Genomic DNA, 21,689 nt, shown 5'->3' on the forward strand with positions numbered 1-21,689 from the left:
CGGAGCGGGACTGACACCTTTACTTGCCTGCCGTCTGCCTGTATTCGTTCGGTGTCTGGCCTGTGTACTTTTTGAAGACTTTGCTGAAGTACTTTTCGTTCTGGTAGCCGACGCCGTATGCAACTTCATAGATTTTCAGATAAGGATTTTCAAGAAGCGATTTTGCCTTTTCCATGCGGATGCCTGTCAAGTAGTCCGTCAGTGTTGTCTGGTAATCCTGCTTGAATTTTCGGGAGATGTATTCCCTGCTTAAATAGAATTTGTCTGCAATCTCCTGGAGCGTAATATCCTCCTGATAATGCTGCTGAAGATATTCTTCAATTTGCTGCATGTTGTTTTTTTCTTTTTGATACTTTACGGTCGAAAGAATCGTGATCAGCTCTGTAAATTCCTTTGTTTTTTCTTCCTTGAATTTCGCCATGGAAAAAGCGCCGTCTGAATCCCAGTAAGCTTTTCCGGAATAAAAGCCTTCCTTGTGGCTGACTTCATATTCCTTGATCCAGTTGCTTCGCAGGAGCTCAAACTGTTTTTCCCACAGCGTGATCTGCTCAAGGGAAAGATGATGCTGCTGTTCAAGCTTTGCAAATATTTTTACAAGCTGCGCTTCTGTCTGGGGGATACTGCCTGACTGCACCGCCCACTTCAGCTCGTTTGAAAAGTCAAACAGGTGAAGCAGCGGTTTGTCTCCTTTGTCCCTTGGTGCGGCAAGCGTTTTTTTCAGGCGGAGATCATGTGTAAGGAGAACCGCCTCCGCCTCACCAAAGGTTTCATTCAGCTGAAAACCGGTGCTGCCAGCTGCAGCAAGAACGTTCAGCTTAAGCTTCTGTTTGACAAGCCTGATGAATTCTTCCGCCGCAGCAAGCGGATTTTTCTCCTTCCATAGAAGCAGAACAAGTTCATCCTCTTTATTCACGTTTTTAAAGCAGAGCCCGTCCTTCAAGTGCTCGCTGCACAGGCCGGATATAGAGGCCGCAGCAGCTTCCCGGTCTCCCTCACATGCCTTCAGCGAGAGAACAGCGGCCGTTTTTTGAACGCTTGAAAAAAGCACCCCGTATTCTTTCTGTATGTTTTCTTCAGCATCCTTTGAGAGTTCTTTTTTCAGACAAAGCCCTGAAAAAAGCTGATCCCAATAGAGGGGCCTGACTTCATTGATGACACGGCTCTCCTCATCATGGGCAGACTTTGATTTCGCCTGTTCCCGCCATTCATGAACAGCCCGCTCAAGCGTCTCGTTCAGCACATCAGGCTCGATCGGCTTTAAAATATAATCGAAGCTCTTATAGGTGATGGCATGCCTCATGTACTCAAAATCATCATATCCGCTCACGACGATGGTTTTGCTTGCCGTGTTCTCGGCATGCAGCCATTTTAACAGACTGATTCCGTCGCGCCTTGGCATTCTCATATCTGTAAAAATGATTTCAGGATTGTGTTCTTTAATGAGCGCTGCAGCCTCTTCGCCGTCTTCCGCTTCCATAATGAGATCAATCCCGTGCTTTTTCCAGTCAGCAAGCAGCATGAGCCCTTCCCTTACATGCTTTTCATCATCAACTATGATCGCTTTCACCCGTCTCACCCTCCTGCAGGACCGGAAGCCTCATCGTCACCATGAAGCCGCCTTCCTCTTTATTTTCCAGAAAAAGCTTTGCTTTGTGATCATAATAAAGCTTCAGCCGTGAATAGACGTTTTTCAGACCTATATTTGTCCCCGGGCCCTTTTTATTCAGTGCGTCTGCTCGGAAATGCTCATGTATTTCATTCAGCCTCTTCGGCGTGACGCCAATGCCGTTGTCGCTGATTTTCATGACCAGTTCATCATCGTCCCTGAAGCACTTCAGCTCGATGCTTCCAATCCCTTCGCGGATATCAAAGCCATGCTTAAAGTAGTTTTCAATCACGGGCTGCAGAATCATTTTCGGCACAAGAATATCCTGGACATCCTCATCAACCTCCACATGCACCTGCAAATGCTCGCCAAACCGCTCTTTTTGCAGGAATAGAAAGGCATTGGTGTAGGTAATCTCTTTCCTCAGAGGAACAAGATCCTCCTCCATATTCATCCCGTATCTCATGATCTTTGACAGGTGGGTAATCAGGGAATAGATTTGCGGGACGTTATTTTTAAGGGCAACCGTTCCGATCGACTGCAGCGCATTATAAAGGAAATGCGGATTAATCTGAGACTGCAGCACTTTAATTTGGTTTGTCTTATTTTCAAGCTCAAGCTTGTACTCCCTCGTAATCAGCTGATTGATCCGCTCGATCATCTGCTGAAAACGGGAGCCGAGAATCCCGATTTCATCTGATCCGAAGGACTGCGAGGCAATCTTCATGTTCCCTTTTTCAACCTGTTCAATATTCTGAAGCAGAATTCTGATCGGGGACGTCATCTTAAAGGAAACGAACAGAACAGCAAGCACCACAAGCGACAAACCGATCACACCAAAAAGAATATTGATTTTAGCGACACTGTATGCGCTGTCATAAAGGATATGAAACGGCACCCGCTTGACCAGGATCCAGCCTCCGGACGATTCAGAAAGCCTGTCGTACATCATCACTCCGTTAAAAGAATCCTCCTCCCACTCAAACGTGCCTGATGCAGTGTCTGCATTCATCACGCTCTCAATCCACTTTTGATTGGAACCGTCCGGAATCTCGGCGTTTGAACTGTAAATCATCTTCCCCTCTGATGACAGCAGGAAAAACTCCTCTGATTCCCGGTTGTACAGATTCCGGCTCATATCAATGATTGTATCAGGCGAAATGCCGAGAGTGATGTATCCAAGCACATCGCTTCCGGGCACATTCGTAAGCGCCCTGTGCATCATCACGATGTCCCTTCCCCTTCTTGGGCTGTCCTCATGGCTTGCGTACATGGGCTCGATATACAGGTTGTAGGGGCTGCGCTCAGCACTGTTGAAGGCCTCACTTTTTTCATCTTCAATACTCGTTGAAAAGACTACAGTCGAACGCTTAGTAGCAGAAATCACCCTGTCATCTTTGGCAAAAGAAATTTTCACTTCGTTAATCGTATCTCCTGTATAGAGAATGGTCTGCATAATATTTTTCACAACACCGACATTCTGATAGTCATTTTTATCATCGGGCGCTCTGAGGTAGTTAATAAAATCCGGGTTGTTGTAGAGGGAGAGTGTAAGACCGTTCAGCTCATTCAAATAGCTTTCAAGGTTTATTTTCCCCTGGTACAGCAGATTGCTGCTTTCTTTCACAACCTGGTCTTCAAGCGATTCTTTTGTATATAAATACGTAATTAAAATGGAACTGCCGAACGGCACGATGGTCGTAATCATCAGAAGAACAATCAATTTGTTGCGGATGCTTCGTTTCAGCATGGGGTCTGACCTCCAGGGACTAGCTTATTCTATAGTATATAGCCAGTTTAATAGGCTTGAAAGCACTTTTTGGAATCTTCCTTCAAATACCTTGGGGGGATTGCAAATGGATGAAAAAAAGCACACCCATAAGGGCATGCTTTCTCTATCAGTCTATTACTTCAAGTTATCCCATGATGTCTGGAAGCGCTCAAGCATTGTATCATAGTCGATTTTGCCTGCAGCATATTCCTGCATGGCAGCAGCGAATTCTTTATTCGCCCCGTCCGGCCATTTGAACCAAGTCCAAGGGATTGTTTTCTCTTCTTTAGAGTAATCAAGAATTGATGTTCCAAGATCGCCAAGTCCAGCAGGCTCGATGTTATCAAAAGCCGGGATGAATGCGAACTCTTCTGTGATGAAGCGTTTGCCTGTTTCAGATGAAACCATCCAGTTTAAGAATGCTTTCGCTTCTTCAAGGTGCTCTGAATTTTTGTTCAGTACCCAGTTGTTCGGTACGCCGACTGGAAGGCTGTTCGCATTCTCATCATTGCTGATTGGAATTGGAAGGAAGCCCATGTTGATCTCAGGATTGATTTCTGTGATCATGTTCTCTGTCCAGTTACCTTGCTGAAGCATAGCTGTTTCGCCAGAAGCGAAAAGTGTAACCTGTGTATTGTAGTCTGTTGTTAACGGATTGTCGTTTGCATATTTAAGCTCTGTATCAAGAACTTCTTTGAACTGCTTGAACTGCTCGTTATCAGTAAATTTCTCTGAACCGTCATAAAGACCTGCGATAAATTTCTCCGGATCTTCCTGCTGTGCAAATGGAATGTTCAGTAAATGCTGCCCGATTACCCACCACTCGCCGTATCCGGCAGAGAATGGAGTGATCTTTTTAGCTTCAAGCTTTTTAGCAGCTTCTTTCAGCTCATCGATCGTTTTAGGAGGCTCAGTGATGCCTGCTTTTTCAAACAGGTCTTTGTTGTAGACAAAGCCGTATCCTTCAAGGTTGACAGGCATTCCGTAAAGCTTGCCGTCTGCATCTGTCATCGGCACTTTTCCGATAGGAAGAACGTTCTCAACCCATGGCTCGCCTGAAAGATCAGCAAGCTTTTCTTTCCAGAGCTCAAGCTCTTTAAAACCGCCGTTGTTGAAAATATCCGGCTCTTCGCCTGAAGCAAATTTCGCTTTAAGAGCTGCACCGTAGTCGGCACCGCCGCCTACCGTTTCAAGTTTAATCTTAATGTTTGGATTCTCAGCTTCATATTCTTTGATCATTGCCTGCAGCTGGTCAGCAATTTCCACTTTAAACTGGAAGAAGTTAAGCGTTACCACTTCATCGCCTGATTTTGAATCCTTGCCTGAATCTCCGCCTGAAGATGATTCTTTAGACGAACAGCCCGCCATAATGCCGAATACGAAAACGAATGACATACATAATAACAGAAAGCGTTTCATTAATGGATTGACCTCCTTGAATCTTTTTATTTTATATAAATTCCTGCATTCTTAATCTATCGAATGCAGAAACTTTATATCTACTTGATCGAACCTGATGCGATCCCTTTAATAATATGCTTTTGCAGGAACAGGAAGAAAATCACGACCGGCGTAATGCCAAGCACAAGCGCTGCGAGTCCCATATCCCACTGTTTCGTGTACTGGGCAAAGAATGAACTTGCCGCAAGCGGAATCGTGCGCAGCTCCGCATCCTGCAGAACAAGAAGTGGAAGCAGATAATCATTCCAGATCCAAAGCGTATTCAGAATGACAACCGTTACCGTGATCGGCTTCAAGAGAGGAAAAACAATTCTCCAGAACACGCCGAACTCGCTGCAGCCGTCAATCTTAGCTGACTCTTCAATTTCAACAGGCACTGTTTTCACAAACCCGTGATAAAGGAACAGCGAAAGCGGAACACCAAATCCGAAATACATGATAATCAGACCAGGAATGCTGTTTGTCAGACCAAGGATGCCTCCAAGCTTCATCAGCGGAATCATCACCGTCTGGAACGGAATGACCATTGCTGCAACAAACAGAACAAACAGGATTTTGCTGAATCTGCCCGGCGTGCGGACCATTTTCCACGCAGCCATCGAACTGATGATCACTAACCCAATATTACTGAAAACAGTGATGATAAGCGAGTTCCAGAAAGCCCGCGGGAAGTTGATAACCTCCCACACTTTGGCGTAGTTAGAGAACATAAATTCCTTCGGCCATGCCGCAGCATCTATTAAGATAGCTGCAAACGGCTTAACTGAGTTTACTAGAACGAAGTAAAACGGAATCAGGAAGATCAGCGCAATCGCGATTGCTATGATCTCAAGGACAAATGTTTTGCCTGTATACCGGTTGCCCATTACGCCTCAACCTCCCGCTTCTTCGTCATCATTACTTGAACGGTTGTAAAGATGGCAACAACCACAAAGAACAGAATCGACTTCGCCGTACCAAGACCGTAACGGTTATTCTGGAAGGCTTCCTGATAAATATTGATTGCTACAGACTGAGTCGAGTTGAACGGCCCGCCGCCTGTAAGAGAAATATTCAGATCGAAAATCTTAAACGCCATTGAGATTGTAAGGAACAGACAAATCGTAAACGCCGGAAGAATCAGCGGAACAATAATCTTCGTCAATAGCGTCCAAGCAGATGCTCCGTCCATTTTCGCCGCCTCAAGCAGGGAAGTATCCACTCCCTGAAGGGCTGCAATGTAAATGACCATCATGTAGCCGCTCGTCTGCCAGGCAAACACGATGACGATTCCCCAAAACGCTGTCGTCTCATCGCCGAGCCAAGGCATTTTGAAAAACTCAAGACCCGTTAAATTTCCGAGAGAAGCAAAACCCTTTACAAAAATGAACTGCCAGATGAACCCGAGCAATAATCCTCCGATAACATTCGGAAGGAAAAAGACAGTCCGCAGAACATTCTTCGTCTTAAGCGCTGCATTCAGCATCAGTGCAAAAGCAAATCCGATGACATTACTGATAATAACAGCCGCAAACATAAACTTCGTTGTAAAAATGAAAGAATTAAAAAAGGCCGGATCGTTCGTAAAGATCTTCAGATAGTTCTCCAAACCTACCCACTCAACAGCCGAACTGACTCCATTCCATGAAGTGAACGAATAATAAAGCCCCATTATGAACGGCAGTATCTGGATCACTAGGAAGAACAGCAGCGCCGGACCAACAAAGGCGCCATATACAAGCAGGCTCTTCACCTTAAACTTCTTCTTAGGAACGGTCTGCATCTGAGCCTTCGTACTCACTGGCCCCGTTTGAATTTTCGTTTCCAACCGTCTCACCACCCTTAGTTTGTAATCGCTTTCTTTTATTATAATGATAGCGCTTACTAAAAAGGGGATACTGTATTGACGAAGAAGGTGCACTATTTTGACTAGATGTGGGGAGAAAGGCTTGTCCTGTTTTTGTATAACAGTTCAAAGATCATATAAATGCTTAAGAAATGCACGAATACGAGGCATTTTGGGCAGCTGGTGTAATAAATATTTTCAACAAAAAAAAGAACCTGGTGAGCTCCAAGTTCTTCCTCATTGCTGAATTGATACTAATACTCCGGGGTACAGCACTCACTATACGCTTTGGCCCCCTAATTTTTTGCTCTGCTGCAGAAGTTTGGACTCTCCCGTACGCTCCCACTCTTCCACTGTTTCATATGCTTTCTCAGGAGTGTATCCTTTCCCTACAAGCACGCCCATCAAAATAAATTCCTGAAGAATGTGAAGTGCATTGATCCCTCTTTGCACATCCTCAAGCCCTTCCTTCACCAAAAATTCCGTGTGCTTTACCCATTCGTCCGGAGTCTTGCCATCAATCACCGTTTTCCCGCCATTTTTACCGTAGCCTTCTTCAGCAGCCTCCGCAGCCGCTTTCGTTTCATGAACCGTACCAAACGGATGGTTTGGAGGAGCATAGATTGAATAAAGTTTCAGCGGAGACTTTCCAGTATTGGTGACATTGTGCCATGTTCCAGCAGGTATGAAGATCGCTGAATCATCATAGACGTTTCTCACGAAAGGCAATTGGTCCTTGCTCTTGCCCATCTGAACAATCCCCTGTCCCTCTTCAACCCGCAGGAACTGATCAACATCAGGATGCATCTCAAGACCAATATCTTCCCCTGGATTAATGCTCATGAGCGTAAGTTGCAGGTGAGTTCCGGTCCATAACGCCGTCCGGAAAGTATTGTTCTGCAGCGTTGCTTCATTAATATTAATTACAAACGGCTCTGGCCCATAATCCTTTAATGGGAGTCTGTACTCACTCATTTCAGAGGGGTAGCTGCCTGGATAATTCCAATAGGCCGGTTCTCTGTAATAGCTGTTCATCGGTGCATGAACTTGAGGATAATAAGGATTTGGATACCAGTAATTCGGATAATAATACATTCTTCTCCACCCTTTCAGCGCATATGAAAGCATTATATGCAGGGAGGTGGGCGGTGGGTACTTGGGTTATGTTTTATTCCTATTGAGGAAAGATTTTATTCGAATGATCAGCATTCTCAAAGAAATAGAAAAGACGAGCATTTCGCCCGTCCTCTGCTAAGTATAGATGATTCAATTTTAATCCCATTTTAGCGCCTTCGACCCACGTTATTAAAATTTCATATGGTAGTGATACTACTTTTATAGGAGAAACGAAGATTAAATTTGCTTATAGATAACTTTCTTCATAATTAGTTCAAACGATTATAACGGTAAATTCTTAGAGGAATCTATCCTCCTTAATTTATCTACCGTAAAGATAGCTTTTTTTCAAAGCCAACATTTGCTGATGTAGAAATTATTTTGTCACGCTTTAGCCTATATTATCAACAAAATTGATTTCTATGATGTACTTTCTTATGACTTCCAAAAAGCTTTCATTAAAGTTTTTCATAGATTAGTGTTAAAGTTTGATTCAGATAAGTATGCAATTCATCTATTGATAAACTTTCTTCTCGATGAGCTGATTCAATACTCCCATGATGAGGCGGTATGGAAAAATCATTTAACTCTCTAAGTTCTGAAATGACGATATGTTTATCAACTTTGAAATTACATTCAGAAGCATTTAGTAAGTTTATCATGCTTCCTAAACCTTCTTTATTACTTAATGGTCCTATTTTCTTCCCGTTGCTATCAACGTAAACACCTTTCAAATACTTCCTATATCTAAACTTAATACTATCCTCAAGTACAATTCTCACTGAACCTCTAAGTTCATCAACACTATGTCTTAAAGTACCATCTTTACAAAATGATTCTAATATCCGTAATCTTTTAAAATATTGATGTTCCATAAAGTCATCCATATCCTCATGATCCAGATCATCAAGCTTTCCATCATAGGTAATCGTTAACATTTTTGGACTTGCCTTTTCATATAACTTAAATACAAAAGAATCATTATGACTTAATATAAAGGTTTGCTTCGCTTTTTCGCTTTGATTAATAAGTATATTTATAGTTTTGTTTCTCCTAGTTCTATCAAAACTAGACAAAGGATCATCAAATATTATTATTTTTTCATGTATATTTTCATCAAGTTCTAGTTTAGCTAAGAAAAAGGCCAAAGCAAGAGTGCTTCTATCTCCATCACTTAATGCTTTTGAGGCATGTATTTTTTCAGAAGTTTCTTCAAATGAAATTTCTTTACCATTTAATGTTAGTACATAATTAACAGATGGATCTTTACTCCGTCCAACGATTACACTTTTAAGATCCTTGATTTCAAATTTTGTAGAGAATAATCTTAAATACTCATTAATCTTTCTACCGTAAAGTTCAAAGGTTTGTTTCGTGTAATTGTTTAATTGCTGTTGTTTTTCCTTATTTTCTTTATTATATAGCTTTAATTTTTTTTCCTTTTCTAAATAGTTATTACAGTAAGTGAGGACAGGTTCTTTGTATCTTTTTTGGCATTCTGTTAAACGGTCTAACTCATTTTCAATAGTATTTAAATCTGCAGTTTGTTTCTTTAGCATATCGATATCGATATTGCTTAGATTAAACTGATTGTTAATAAATTCAATAAAATAGTTTATTTTATCTAGTTCTTCTTTTAAAGATTCTAGATTCTCCGTATTTACGCGGCATATAGGATTTTTAAGTTTTTCATTTACATCTTCTAAAACAACATTATATAAATCCTCAATTTTCGTCTCAAAATCTATTGTAGTAGCAACATTACTTTTTAAAAGAGGGTTCCAAAACTCAACTAGTGCTTTGTTTCTTGAATAAAATGATTTAATTCTTTCTATTTCAAGTGAGAGGTTATATTCCTTTAATTCGTTTGAAAGCTTTTCACATGAAGCTTTCAAACGATTGTATTCATCGTTAAAGAATTGCTCATAAGATATAAGTAACTGACCTGAATTTTCTATACTCTGAGTACAAAAAGGACAACTTTTTTCATTATCTAGATTTATTGATTCAAATCCTTCTCCAATCCATTTTTCAGGATTTTCTATCCCTTTATTTTGGAGTTTTTTAATATGACTCTTCACAGTTTCTATATATTCTTGGTCAATATTAATCAGATTTTTCTCCAGAACATATTTAATATTTGTAATATCAAAAGGAAAATTCAATTCAGGAACTAACCCAAACTTATTAATTGCTTGTATATCTTTTTGTTTCATCGAGATTTCGAGTTCTTTCTTTTTTATATCTATTTTCTTATCAATATGAATATCTGGTTTTAATTTTAAAAATTCTTTAATGGTATGAATCTTTATATGCTTAACTATTTTTAATTCTAAACTCTGTAACTGTTCCTTGTGTTTTGTAATATCATTTTTTATTACTTTTATTTCTTCTGCTAATTGAACTCCCGATTCTCCAATTACAAATTGGTGCAAGTTTTTTTTGTGCGATATAGAGGTTTCAAAACCTGAATATATATTATTATTAATAAAAAAAGTATCAAAAATTTCAATGGTAGGCATTCTTCTATTCCATTTATTTTTTTTGAATACATGCTCTACTTCTGATAGTAATTTAACTTCCTGATCTTCATTAAAACCAATTGTTTTTCTACTAGTTATAACTTTGGGTTTACCTGTTTCTAAGGACTTTAAGATAGCTGTTAGAGTGGTTTTGCCACTTCCATTATTAGCATAGATAACGTTTAACTTTTCAAAGAAAGAGTTTATTTTCATATCACTGGCACTAAAATTGCTATATCTTCCAACACCTCTGATTTTAATAATCTTTTTAATCAAATAAATCCCCCTCATACGAACTTAATTCTAACCTTAGTCTACCATTAATTGGATTACTCAAGACTATACTTTCATTTAAAATATATATTCTATTGTAAACGACAACTTGGGGAAATTAAGCACCTAATTTATATTCGAAATTGTTAATACGTTACTTTTCCTAGCAATTTCACACGAACTTTCTCGTGCAAATTAGAAAATTTAACCCTTTTAAAATAACAAAAAAAGACTTCCTAACATATAGTTAGAAAGCCTTTAAATTCAATGTTTTTTAGATACCGGTGGTCGGGGTCGAACCGACACTCCAGAGGAACACGATTTTGAGTCGTGCGCGTCTGCCAATTCCGCCACACCGGCAAATTGATCATTTTTCGAACTGGATACTGGTTGATGCCGAGGACCGGAATCGAACCGGTACGGTAGTCACCTACCGCAGGATTTTAAGTCCTGTGCGTCTGCCAGTTCCGCCACCCCGGCTAAGGGTGAGTTCATAAAAATTGGAGGCGACACCCGGATTTGAACCGGGGATAAAGGTTTTGCAGACCTCTGCCTTACCACTTGGCTATGCCGCCTTAAGATTCTGGAGCGGAAGACGGGATTCGAACCCGCGACCCCCACCTTGGCAAGGTGGTGTTCTACCACTGAACTACTTCCGCACTCGCTGTAATTGTATCTTATGCAGCTGGTGCACAAAGATGACTGTTAAAGTGAAAATGGCTGGGCTAGCTGGATTCGAACCAGCGCATGACGGAGTCAAAGTCCGTTGCCTTACCGCTTGGCTATAGCCCAAAACAAAAATAAAAACCCTATTAAGTAAAAAGGGGCGACTGATGGGAATCGAACCCACGAATGCCAGAGCCACAATCTGGTGCGTTAACCACTTCGCCACAGCCGCCATTATACTATATAAGATTAATTAAATTGGCAGGGGTAGTAGGACTCGAACCCACACCGGAGGTTTTGGAGACCTCTGTTCTACCTTTAAACTATACCCCTGTATTCTTTTTTAAAAATGGTGGAGGGGGACGGATTCGAACCGCCGAACCCTGAGGGAGCGGATTTACAGTCCGCCGCGTTTAGCCACTTCGCTACCCCTCCACATTTCAGTGGTGCCGGCAAGAGGACTTGAACCCCCAACCTACTGATTACAAGTCAGTTGCTCTACCAATTGAGCTACACCGGCATATAAGTGTAAATGGTGGCTTGGGACGGAATCGAACCGCCGACACAAGGATTTTCAGTCCTTTGCTCTACCGACTGAGCTACCAAGCCTTTATAAAAATGGCGGTCCCGACCGGGATCGAACCGGCGATCTCCTGCGTGACAGGCAGGCATGTTAACCGCTACACCACGGGACCATTTGGTTGCGGGGACAGGATTTGAACCTGCGACCTTCGGGTTATGAGCCCGACGAGCTACCAGACTGCTCCACCCCGCGATAATAATAAGGTAATCTTTTTCGTCCCGATAAGTTGGTGTTAAACCTGCTTGACCGTTACGCTGCTGCTTTAAATTTTCATGGTGGAGGATGACGGGCTCGAACCGCCGACCCTCTGCTTGTAAGGCAGATGCTCTCCCAGCTGAGCTAATCCTCCGCAGCGAAAATATGTTGGTGACCCGTACGGGATTCGAACCCGTGTTACCGCCGTGAAAGGGCGGTGTCTTAACCGCTTGACCAACGGGCCATAAAGTTGTGGCGGAGAGCAAGGGATTCGAACCCTTGAGACGGGTTACCGCCTACACGATTTCCAATCGTGCTCCTTCGGCCACTCGGACAGCTCTCCAAAATGGCTCCGCAGGTAGGACTCGAACCTACGACCGATCGGTTAACAGCCGATAGCTCTACCACTGAGCTACTGCGGAATAATAATTTTCACCAGCCTGGCAACGTCCTACTCTCACAGGGGGAAACCCCCAACTACCATCGGCGCTAAAGAGCTTAACTTCCGTGTTCGGCATGGGAACGGGTGTGACCTCTTTGCCATCATCACCAGACATAGTGACAAAAATTATTATACTATGAAATCCGAAGATTTCAAGCTTTTTTTGAAAGAAGTTATTCTTTCAAAACTGAATAACGTTTGATAACAAGATTCACGTGCAATTCACGCTTAGTTAGACTGTGGTTAAGTCCTCGAACGATTAGTATCTGTCAGCTCCACACGTCACCGCGCTTCCACCTCAGACCTATCAACCTGATCATCTTTCAGGGTTCTTACTCACAAATGTGATGGGAAATCTCATCTTGAGGGGGGCTTCATGCTTAGATGCTTTCAGCACTTATCCCTTCCGCACATAGCTACCCAGCGATGCCTTTGGCAAGACAACTGGTACACCAGCGGTGCGTCCATCCCGGTCCTCTCGTACTAAGGACAGCTCCTCTCAAATTTCCTGCGCCCACGACGGATAGGGACCGAACTGTCTCACGACGTTCTGAACCCAGCTCGCGTACCGCTTTAATGGGCGAACAGCCCAACCCTTGGGACCGACTACAGCCCCAGGATGCGATGAGCCGACATCGAGGTGCCAAACCTCCCCGTCGATGTGGACTCTTGGGGGAGATAAGCCTGTTATCCCCGGGGTAGCTTTTATCCGTTGAGCGATGGCCCTTCCATGCGGAACCACCGGATCACTAAGCCCGACTTTCGTCCCTGCTCGACTTGTAGGTCTCGCAGTCAAGCTCCCTTGTGCCTTTACACTCTGCGAATGATTTCCAACCATTCTGAGGGAACCTTTGGGCGCCTCCGTTACATTTTAGGAGGCGACCGCCCCAGTCAAACTGCCCGCCTGACACTGTCTCCCAGCCCGGTAAGGGCTGCGGGTTAGAATTTCAATACAGCAAGGGTAGTATCCCACCAATGCCTCCACCGAAGCTGGCGCTCCGGTTTCCAAGGCTCCTACCTATCCTGTACAAGCTGTACCAAAATTCAATATCAGGCTGCAGTAAAGCTCCACGGGGTCTTTCCGTCCTGTCGCGGGTAACCTGCATCTTCACAGGTACTATAATTTCACCGAGTCTCTCGTTGAGACAGTGCCCAGATCGTTACGCCTTTCGTGCGGGTCGGAACTTACCCGACAAGGAATTTCGCTACCTTAGGACCGTTATAGTTACGGCCGCCGTTTACTGGGGCTTCGGTTCAAAGCTTCGCTTGCGCTAACCTCTCCCCTTAACCTTCCAGCACCGGGCAGGCGTCAGCCCCTATACTTCGCCTTGCGGCTTCGCAGAGACCTGTGTTTTTGCTAAACAGTCGCCTGGGCCTATTCACTGCGGCTTTTCAGGGCTATTCACCCTAAAAAGCACCCCTTCTCCCGAAGTTACGGGGTCATTTTGCCGAGTTCCTTAACGAGAGTTCTCTCGCTCACCTTAGGATTCTCTCCTCGCCTACCTGTGTCGGTTTGCGGTACGGGCACCTCTCACCTCGCTAGAGGCTTTTCTTGGCAGTGTGGAATCAGGAACTTCGGTACTAAATTTCCCTCGCCATCACAGCTCAGCCTTATATGGGAAGCGGATTTGCCTACTTCCCGGCCTAACTGCTTGGACGCGCATATCCAGCAGCGCGCTTGCCCTATCCTCCTGCGTCCCCCCATTGCTCAAATGGTGAGGAGGTGGTACAGGAATATCAACCTGTTGTCCATCGCCTACGCCTTTCGGCCTCGGCTTAGGTCCCGACTAACCCTGAGCGGACGAGCCTTCCTCAGGAAACCTTAGGCATTCGGTGGAGGGGATTCTCACCCCTCTTTCGCTACTCATACCGGCATTCTCACTTCTAAGCGCTCCACCAGTCCTTCCGGTCTGGCTTCGACGCCCTTAGAACGCTCTCCTACCACTGTTCGTAAGAACAGTCCGCAGCTTCGGTGATACGTTTAGCCCCGGTACATTTTCGGCGCAGAGTCACTCGACCAGTGAGCTATTACGCACTCTTTAAATGGTGGCTGCTTCTAAGCCAACATCCTGGTTGTCTAAGCAACTCCACATCCTTTTCCACTTAACGTATACTTTGGGACCTTAGCTGGCGGTCTGGGCTGTTTCCCTCTTGACTACGGATCTTATCACTCGCAGTCTGACTCCCGAGGAGCAAGTCTTTGGCATTCGGAGTTTGACTGAATTCGGTAACCCGATGAGGGCCCCTAGTCCAATCAGTGCTCTACCTCCAAGACTCTCATACTCGAGGCTAGCCCTAAAGCTATTTCGGAGAGAACCAGCTATCTCCAAGTTCGATTGGAATTTCTCCGCTACCCACACCTCATCCCCGCACTTTTCAACGTGCGTGGGTTCGGGCCTCCATTCAGTGTTACCTGAACTTCACCCTGGACATGGGTAGATCACCTGGTTTCGGGTCTACGACCACGTACTAATTCGCCCTATTCAGACTCGCTTTCGCTGCGGCTCCGTCTCATCAACTTAACCTTGCACGGGATCGTAACTCGCCGGTTCATTCTACAAAAGGCACGCCATCACCCGTTAACGGGCTCTGACTACTTGTAAGCACACGGTTTCAGGATCTTTTCACTCCCCTTCCGGGGTGCTTTTCACCTTTCCCTCACGGTACTGGTTCACTATCGGTCACTAGGTAGTATTTAGCCTTGGGAGATGGTCCTCCCGGATTCCGACGGGATTTCACGTGTCCCGCCGTACTCAGGATCCACTCTGGAGGGAACGAAGTTTCGACTACAGGGTTTTTACCTTCTATGACAGGCCTTTCCAGGCCGCTTCATCTACCCCGTTCCTTTGTAACTCCGTATAGAGTGTCCTACAACCCCAAGAGGCAAGCCTCTTGGTTTGGGCTGATTCCGTTTCGCTCGCCGCTACTTGGGAAATCGCATTTGCTTTCTCTTCCTCCGGGTACTTAGATGTTTCAGTTCCCCGGGTCTGCCTTCAGTACCCTATGTATTCAGGTAAAGATACTGTTCCATTACGAACAGTGGGTTTCCCCATTCGGAAATCTCTGGATCAAAGCTTACTTACAGCTCCCCAAAGCATATCGGTGTTAGTCCCGTCCTTCATCGGCTCCTAGTGCCAAGGCATCCACCGTGCGCCCTTCATAACTTAACCAAAATTGGTCAATCGTTTGTTTAGACTGTAAAGTCTAAGAAAATCACTATGGTAAGCGTAAATCTCAGTGAATTACTTGTTATCAATTACGTTATCCAGTTTTCAAAGAACAACCGGCAGATCATGAATGATTGCCTTCTTTCATATAGAGAGAATGATCTCTCAAAACTAAACAAAAACCAAAAGCGACCTCATATCCTTAGAAAGGAGGTGATCCAGCCGCACCTTCCGATACGGCTACCTTGTTACGACTTCACCCCAATCATCTACCCCACCTTAGGCGGCTGGCTCCTTACGGTTACCCCACCGACTTCGGGTGTTGCAAACTCTCGTGGTGTGACGGGCGGTGTGTACAAGGCCCGGGAACGTATTCACCGCGGCATGCTGATCCGCGATTACTAGCGATTCCAGCTTCATGCAGGCGAGTTGCAGCCTGCAATCCGAACTGAGAATGGTTTTATGGGATTGGCTAAACCTCGCGGTCTCGCAGCCCTTTGTACCATCCATTGTAGCACGTGTGTAGCCCAGGTCATAAGGGGCATGATGATTTGACGTCATCCCCACCTTCCTCCGGTTTGTCACCGGCAGTCACCTTAGAGTGCCCAACTGAATGCTGGCAACTAAGATCAAGGGTTGCGCTCGTTGCGGGACTTAACCCAACATCTCACGACACGAGCTGACGACAACCATGCACCACCTGTCACTTTGTCCCCCGAAGGGGAACCTTCTATCTCTAGAAGTGGCAAAGGATGTCAAGACCTGGTAAGGTTCTTCGCGTTGCTTCGAATTAAACCACATGCTCCACCGCTTGTGCGGGCCCCCGTCAATTCCTTTGAGTTTCAGTCTTGCGACCGTACTCCCCAGGCGGAGTGCTTAATGCGTTAGCTGCAGCACTAAAGGGCGGAAACCCTCTAACACTTAGCACTCATCGTTTACGGCGTGGACTACCAGGGTATCTAATCCTGTTCGCTCCCCACGCTTTCGCGCCTCAGCGTCAGTTACAGACCAGAGAGTCGCCTTCGCCACTGGTGTTCCTCCACATCTCTACGCATTTCACCGCTACACGTGGAATTCCACTCTCCTCTTCTGCACTCAAGTTTCCCAGTTTCCAATGACCCTCCCCGGTTGAGCCGGGGGCTTTCACATCAGACTTAAGAAACCGCCTGCGCGCGCTTTACGCCCAATAATTCCGGACAACGCTTGCCACCTACGTATTACCGCGGCTGCTGGCACGTAGTTAGCCGTGGCTTTCTGGTCAGGTACCGTCAAGGCGCCGGCAGTTACTCCGGCACTTGTTCTTCCCTGACAACAGAGTTTTACGATCCGAAAACCTTCATCACTCACGCGGCGTTGCTCCGTCAGACTTTCGTCCATTGCGGAAGATTCCCTACTGCTGCCTCCCGTAGGAGTCTGGGCCGTGTCTCAGTCCCAGTGTGGCCGATCACCCTCTCAGGTCGGCTACGCATCGTTGCCTTGGTGAGCCATTACCTCACCAACTAGCTAATGCGCCGCGGGCCCATCTGTAAGTGACAGCCGAAACCGTCTTTGAATGTCAAACCATGCGGTTTGACATAGTATCCGGTATTAGCTCCGGTTTCCCGGAGTTATCCCAGTCTTACAGGCAGGTTGCCCACGTGTTACTCACCCGTCCGCCGCTGATCTCCGAAGAGATCCGCTCGACTTGCATGTATTAGGCACGCCGCCAGCGTTCGTCCTGAGCCAGGATCAAACTCTCCGAAGAAAATTTGTGACTCATAAATGTTGCTGACTTAAAAAATTTAAAACATTTGGTACGCTTTTGGTTTTGTTTAGTTTTCAAAGATCATTTTCGCTCTTGGAGCGACCTTCTTAATATATCATTTCGTTAACTCAGTGTCAACAACTTTTTTAAGAAGTTTTTTAATGAGAAGTCGCTGTCTGCGCCGTCAAAAGTGAACTTGCTTCAGCAGCGACGCTTATTAATATATCACCGTAAAATATCAAAGTCAATACTTTTTTGTAACAGAATATCCGCGATGGAAAATTCTTTGTCCCTTCGTTTCAATCTTCACGACTTCAACGAATTCTTTATCAACAAGAAACTCAAGCAGAACACTTAAATCAACGGAATAATACCGCGCTTCCGGATGCTCCATCAGATCGGCATACTGCCATACATCTTTCTCTGAAAGAATGCCAAGAAGATGCCCCGCTCCGATTTCAGACTTGGAATGGATCAGAAAATCACTCGCCAAAAACAGCAGCTCAAGTCTTTTTTCAAGAGATTCTTCACTTTCAACGAGTTCTTTGTAGAGCTTGTACACCTGCGGCTCCATTTGACGGACCTGGTTCCATACCGTTACTTCAGGATAAAATCCGCGGTCGATGACTTCAAGTCTTGCAAGATGATGAAGAGCATGGACGATATGATTGTAGGCATCAAGAAACTGCCTTGATTCGAAGAAGACTTTTCCTTCAAGGTATCTTCTGATCAGCTTGCCGTATTCAAGGCCGATTTTCAGCCTGCGCTCTGAGAACGGGAATACTTTCAGGCGGTCTACAAGCTCGCCTAAATATTCATTGCGGTCAAATAACACTTTTCCGTTCAGGATCCAGTCGACCATTCTGCGGTTTGTTCCAAGCAGGATCCACTCCTGCACCTGCTTATCTGAAACAATCGTAAGAGAAGCCTTTTGTCCGTCAAATTCATAGTGTTTAATAAAAACAGGCTGCTTCGCTTCTTTTACGATGACAAGCAGCGCGACATCCAAATTATCAGTAAGCGGTGATGTCTGGTTTCTTTTTTCAATCATGACGATTGCAAGCGTATCCGGATGGCTCGCTCTTTCTTGATAAATAGGACGGAGAAGATTTTCCATTGGTATTCCCCCATTATATTTATGACTATATATCACAATTCTACAAAGGCGAAAAAACTCCTTTTGCATTCAGCACTTCAAAATTATAAGGGAAGGAAGAAAGAGAATCTATCGTTTTCTGATATTTTCTCATCCAAATGGTGTTTCAAATCCAATATGGGTGACCTTGGCAGCGCCACGATTACTAGTCTGGCAGAAAAAACAAAAACAAAGTCTTCATCAATTTGAGACTCCCGCTACTCTAATTACGCTGATGTGCTTAGATGTTGCGTAAGAAAAAGCTTAATCTTCCTAAATTGGGAGATAAGCTTTTTCTGCTTTGTTAAAAAATGTACTTAAATATCATAAGACTCTTCACAAACAAAAGGAGTCTTGCAAATCAAATTGGTTTGCAAGGCTCCTTTTGTTTTTAAATTTCTTTTTCAATAACTTTAGCTAAGTGTGAAATGAATTGTTCCCACTCTTTTGTCATTAAAGACGGGCTTGCAGGAACTGTTTAATTAAACTAGCGCTTGTTTTTAAATCTTCTTCTAATGGGAAATGGCCAGTATTCAATAAATGCACTTCACAATCATCAAGATCCCTCTGAAATGCCAAAGCTCCTTCAGGGCCGAAAAACATGTCATTTTTACCCCATATAGCGAGTGTAGGCGGCTGGTATGTTCTGAAGAATTCATGCCAGTTTGAATACTGTTTTACGTTGTTTCTATAGTCGTATTGCAAAGCAAGCTGTATCTCGTCATTTCCGGGACGATCCAAAACAAACTGATCCATATTCCAAGCGTCCGGACTAATATGTTCAGGGTTACGAGTACCGTTTGTATATTGAAATTTTGTAAAGTCTGCAGATAAAAGGAATCTAATGTTATTCTCATTGTCCTTATTAGGATTTTCCCAGTATGTGCGCACAGGATCCCAAGCTGACATTAAACCCTCCTCATAAGCATTTCCGTTTTGGGTTACTATGGCCTGAATACGCTCAGGGTGTTCGCATGCCAGCCTGAACCCTACTGGAGCACCATAATCATGTACGTAAATACTAAATTTCTCTAAGTTTAATTGCTCGACAAACTCATTAATGAGAAGGGCATAGTTACTAAATGTGTATTCGAATTCATTTATTTCTGGCTGATCGCTATTCCCAAAACCCGGATAATCTGGTGCCACAACATGAAATTCCTCCATTAATTCCGGTATTAAATTTCTATACATATGCGAAGAGGAAGGAAAACCATGAAGCAGCAAAATTGTTGGATTTTCCTTTTGACCAGCTTCTCGATAGAAGATATCTACGCCCTTGATACTAATAGTTTTGTGATTCACCAACATATTACCACCTCATAAATTAGTATTTTTAACTCCTAAAAAGGCCAATCGAATTTAGTTCAAACTATTGACGAACTTTGAAATCCGAATATGTAACCACTAAAAATAATTTTAGAAGTTATAACTTAAATTACATCACACTTTATAACTTGTCAAATTATTTTTAGTGGTTATAATTATATTGAGGTGAAAATATAATGGATAAATCAATAATCACTTTAGGTGGGGCTTTATGGATAAACCTTGTCAATACAACTTACATCTCTAATAAACAAGAGATTGACATCTTAGCTAATGCATCAAGTGCGCTTCAATGGATGAAGGAAAATAATCTATTGCGTGAGTCTGATGTATTAGCTATAGAAAAAAAGGAATTACTGGATTCTTTAATTGTTGAACTTCAGTCAATCCGTACTCTTTGTAACACCATATTGTCTGAGATCGACCAAAGAGGAGAGATTTCCCTTAATACAACCAATAGAATAAAAAAAGCTGTCGAAAAGCTTCAAGTCAGCCTAACCATTCATTCAGAAAGTGAAAAATTGAAGATGACACTCGAAGGGGAAACAGTTGAAGATCACGTAATGTACAACATTATTGATTCAATGATGAATACTTTTGAAAACACCTCTCTCGGGCGTATTCGGAAGTGTAATCATGAAGAATGCAAACTCTATTTCGTCGATACATCTAAAGCAGGAAAGAGACGTTGGTGTAGTATGGAGTTGTGCGGAAACCGCAAAAAAGCAGCCGGATTTTATTCGAAGAAAAAGAAATCCTAGAAGCCTTTTATGATTGACGCTTTAAAACATAAAGAGACTTCCGATAAGTTGTCCGAAATCCCTTACATTTGTGCTATATTGGTAATTAGGAGGTCGGAATAATGGCACTGAAATATTCAAGCAAGATTAATAAAATCCGCACGTTCGCGCTCAGTCTCATCTTTATTGGCTTTTTCATTATGTATATCGGCATCTTCTTTAGAACATCTCCGATCATTATGACCATCTTCATGATGCTCGGATTATTATCAATAGTAGGAAGCACGGTTGTGTATTTCTGGATCGGCATGCTTTCCACTAAAGCCGTCCAGGTCACTTGCCCGTCCTGCGGGAAGACCACGAAGATTCTTGGAAGAGTGGATATGTGCATGTACTGCAATGAGCCGCTGACACTTGATCCGAACCTTGAAGGCAAAGACTTTGACGAAAAATACAACCGGAAGACAGTAGAATAAAAAGCTTTACACACAAAAGCGGAGAGCGACAGCCCTCCGCTTTTATTCGTATATAAAGAAAAAACTGAATGCCGCTTGCAGCATTCAGTACGATTAATGGGTTTCTTTCTTTTCGCAGGTTCCGCACACGCCGTATATTTCCATACGGTGGTGGCTGACTTTAAAGCCTGTCACGTGAGAAGCAAGGTGTTCTACCTCGTCCAGTCCCGGATAATGAAAATCTACGATCTTGCCGCATTTTTCGCAGATTACGTGGTAGTGCTCTGTTGTAACGAAATCAAATCTGCTAGAGGCATCTCCGTAGGTAAGCTCCTTCACAAGGCCAACTTCCCTGAAGACACGAAGGTTGTTATAGACAGTCGCAACGCTCATGTTCGGAAATTTGCTTTCGAGGGATTTATAGATATCATCTGCCGTAGGGTGAGTCATTGATTGGATAAGATATTCTAAAATGGCATGCCGCTGGGGTGTGATTCTTACTCCAGTCTGCTTCAGCGTGTCAAGGGCTTCTTTTAACTGATGGTCTGACATCCGCTATGCACCTCTTTTCTGAAAAACATTCTTACTTTATAATATTTATAATTAGTGTACAGTGTGTCTGGGACTTTTGTCAATCAGATGCCCCGGGAATTCCTTTA

The 21,689-nt window shown here is 43.7% G+C and carries 12 protein-coding genes, 16 tRNA genes and 3 rRNA genes; 2 read left to right on the forward strand and 29 right to left on the reverse strand.

Annotation, left to right across the window (positions count from 1 at the left end; genetic code table 11):
- Nucleotides 1–19: 19 nt before the first annotated feature.
- The 28 genes from RKD52_RS18440 to RKD52_RS18575 all read right to left on the reverse strand — a co-directional run bounded on the left by RKD52_RS18440 (nt 20) and on the right by RKD52_RS18575 (nt 19,817).
- Nucleotides 20–1,567, reverse strand: a complete 1,548-nt coding sequence (locus RKD52_RS18440; RefSeq protein WP_454100862.1) for a response regulator transcription factor — start codon at nt 1,565–1,567, stop codon at nt 20–22.
- On the reverse strand, nt 1,548–3,356 hold the full coding sequence (locus RKD52_RS18445) for a cache domain-containing sensor histidine kinase (RefSeq protein ID WP_454100863.1): 1,809 nt from the start codon (nt 3,354–3,356) through the stop codon (nt 1,548–1,550). Before RKD52_RS18445 ends, RKD52_RS18440 begins: the two co-directional genes overlap by 20 nt.
- A gap of 156 nt (nt 3,357–3,512) precedes the next feature.
- Entirely contained in the window at nt 3,513–4,796 is a 1,284-nt protein-coding gene (locus tag RKD52_RS18450) for an ABC transporter substrate-binding protein (protein WP_454100864.1), read from the reverse strand.
- Nucleotides 4,797–4,876: 80 nt separating this feature from the next.
- A complete protein-coding gene (locus tag RKD52_RS18455; protein WP_454100865.1) occupies nt 4,877–5,704 on the reverse strand; it encodes a carbohydrate ABC transporter permease in 828 nt (275 codons plus the stop codon).
- Nucleotides 5,704–6,600, reverse strand: coding sequence for a carbohydrate ABC transporter permease (locus RKD52_RS18460; protein ID WP_454101266.1), 897 nt, complete (start codon nt 6,598–6,600; stop codon nt 5,704–5,706). Before RKD52_RS18460 ends, RKD52_RS18455 begins: the two co-directional genes overlap by 1 nt.
- A gap of 342 nt (nt 6,601–6,942) precedes the next feature.
- On the reverse strand, nt 6,943–7,758 hold the full coding sequence (locus RKD52_RS18465; protein WP_454100866.1) for a cupin domain-containing protein: 816 nt from the start codon (nt 7,756–7,758) through the stop codon (nt 6,943–6,945).
- A 479-nt stretch (nt 7,759–8,237) separates the two neighbouring features.
- Complete coding sequence (locus RKD52_RS18470; protein ID WP_454100867.1) at nt 8,238–10,577, reverse strand: AAA family ATPase; 2,340 nt, start codon at nt 10,575–10,577, stop codon at nt 8,238–8,240.
- A gap of 276 nt (nt 10,578–10,853) precedes the next feature.
- A tRNA-Leu gene (locus tag RKD52_RS18475) sits at nt 10,854–10,934 on the reverse strand.
- 34 nt (nt 10,935–10,968) lie between these two features.
- A tRNA-Leu gene (locus tag RKD52_RS18480) sits at nt 10,969–11,054 on the reverse strand.
- Nucleotides 11,055–11,075: 21 nt separating this feature from the next.
- Nucleotides 11,076–11,149 (reverse strand) — tRNA-Cys (locus RKD52_RS18485).
- Nucleotides 11,150–11,158: 9 nt separating this feature from the next.
- Nucleotides 11,159–11,233 (reverse strand) — tRNA-Gly (locus RKD52_RS18490).
- 58 nt (nt 11,234–11,291) lie between these two features.
- Nucleotides 11,292–11,366, reverse strand: a tRNA-Gln gene (locus tag RKD52_RS18495).
- A 33-nt stretch (nt 11,367–11,399) separates the two neighbouring features.
- Nucleotides 11,400–11,472 (reverse strand) — tRNA-His (locus RKD52_RS18500).
- A 27-nt stretch (nt 11,473–11,499) separates the two neighbouring features.
- A tRNA-Trp gene (locus tag RKD52_RS18505) sits at nt 11,500–11,573 on the reverse strand.
- Nucleotides 11,574–11,590: 17 nt separating this feature from the next.
- Nucleotides 11,591–11,675 (reverse strand) — tRNA-Tyr (locus RKD52_RS18510).
- Between the two features lie 9 nt (nt 11,676–11,684).
- Nucleotides 11,685–11,760, reverse strand: a tRNA-Thr gene (locus RKD52_RS18515).
- Between the two features lie 13 nt (nt 11,761–11,773).
- Nucleotides 11,774–11,849 (reverse strand) — tRNA-Phe (locus RKD52_RS18520).
- Between the two features lie 10 nt (nt 11,850–11,859).
- A tRNA-Asp gene (locus RKD52_RS18525) sits at nt 11,860–11,935 on the reverse strand.
- Nucleotides 11,936–11,938: 3 nt separating this feature from the next.
- Nucleotides 11,939–12,015: transfer RNA gene (locus RKD52_RS18530), tRNA-Met, on the reverse strand.
- 81 nt (nt 12,016–12,096) lie between these two features.
- A tRNA-Val gene (locus tag RKD52_RS18535) sits at nt 12,097–12,172 on the reverse strand.
- Between the two features lie 15 nt (nt 12,173–12,187).
- A tRNA-Glu gene (locus tag RKD52_RS18540) sits at nt 12,188–12,262 on the reverse strand.
- Nucleotides 12,263–12,271: 9 nt separating this feature from the next.
- Nucleotides 12,272–12,361: transfer RNA gene (locus tag RKD52_RS18545), tRNA-Ser, on the reverse strand.
- A 4-nt stretch (nt 12,362–12,365) separates the two neighbouring features.
- Nucleotides 12,366–12,440 (reverse strand) — tRNA-Asn (locus RKD52_RS18550).
- 16 nt (nt 12,441–12,456) lie between these two features.
- Nucleotides 12,457–12,572 (reverse strand): 5S ribosomal RNA (gene rrf / locus RKD52_RS18555).
- 127 nt (nt 12,573–12,699) lie between these two features.
- Nucleotides 12,700–15,630: ribosomal RNA gene (locus RKD52_RS18560) — 23S ribosomal RNA — on the reverse strand.
- Between the two features lie 203 nt (nt 15,631–15,833).
- A 16S ribosomal RNA gene (locus RKD52_RS18565) occupies nt 15,834–17,371 on the reverse strand.
- The 16S, 23S and 5S rRNA genes sit together here with 16 tRNA genes alongside, the layout of an rRNA operon.
- Before the next feature lie 244 nt (nt 17,372–17,615).
- On the reverse strand, nt 17,616–18,488 hold the full coding sequence (locus tag RKD52_RS18570) for a nucleotidyltransferase-like protein (protein ID WP_454100868.1): 873 nt from the start codon (nt 18,486–18,488) through the stop codon (nt 17,616–17,618).
- A gap of 471 nt (nt 18,489–18,959) precedes the next feature.
- Nucleotides 18,960–19,817 (reverse strand): alpha/beta fold hydrolase, encoded by an 858-nt coding sequence (locus RKD52_RS18575; protein ID WP_454100869.1) that lies wholly within the window; start codon nt 19,815–19,817, stop codon nt 18,960–18,962.
- A 194-nt stretch (nt 19,818–20,011) separates the two neighbouring features.
- Here RKD52_RS18575 and RKD52_RS18580 point away from each other — a divergent pair, with 194 nt between their 5' ends.
- Both RKD52_RS18580 and RKD52_RS18585 read left to right on the forward strand, forming a co-directional pair.
- Nucleotides 20,012–20,596 carry a CGNR zinc finger domain-containing protein gene (locus tag RKD52_RS18580; RefSeq protein WP_454100870.1) on the forward strand — a complete coding sequence of 195 codons (585 nt, stop codon included), beginning with the start codon at nt 20,012–20,014 and terminating at the stop codon, nt 20,594–20,596.
- A gap of 101 nt (nt 20,597–20,697) precedes the next feature.
- A complete protein-coding gene (locus RKD52_RS18585) occupies nt 20,698–21,051 on the forward strand; it encodes a YgzB family protein (RefSeq protein ID WP_029285999.1) in 354 nt (117 codons plus the stop codon).
- Nucleotides 21,052–21,144: 93 nt separating this feature from the next.
- On the opposite strand, the gene perR is transcribed toward RKD52_RS18585, so the two are convergent.
- Nucleotides 21,145–21,582, reverse strand: coding sequence for a peroxide-responsive transcriptional repressor PerR (perR, locus tag RKD52_RS18590; RefSeq protein WP_369735726.1), 438 nt, complete (start codon nt 21,580–21,582; stop codon nt 21,145–21,147).
- Between the last annotated feature and the right edge of the window lie 107 nt (nt 21,583–21,689).

It is taken from the genome of Metabacillus sp. SLBN-84 (assembly GCF_053629595.1).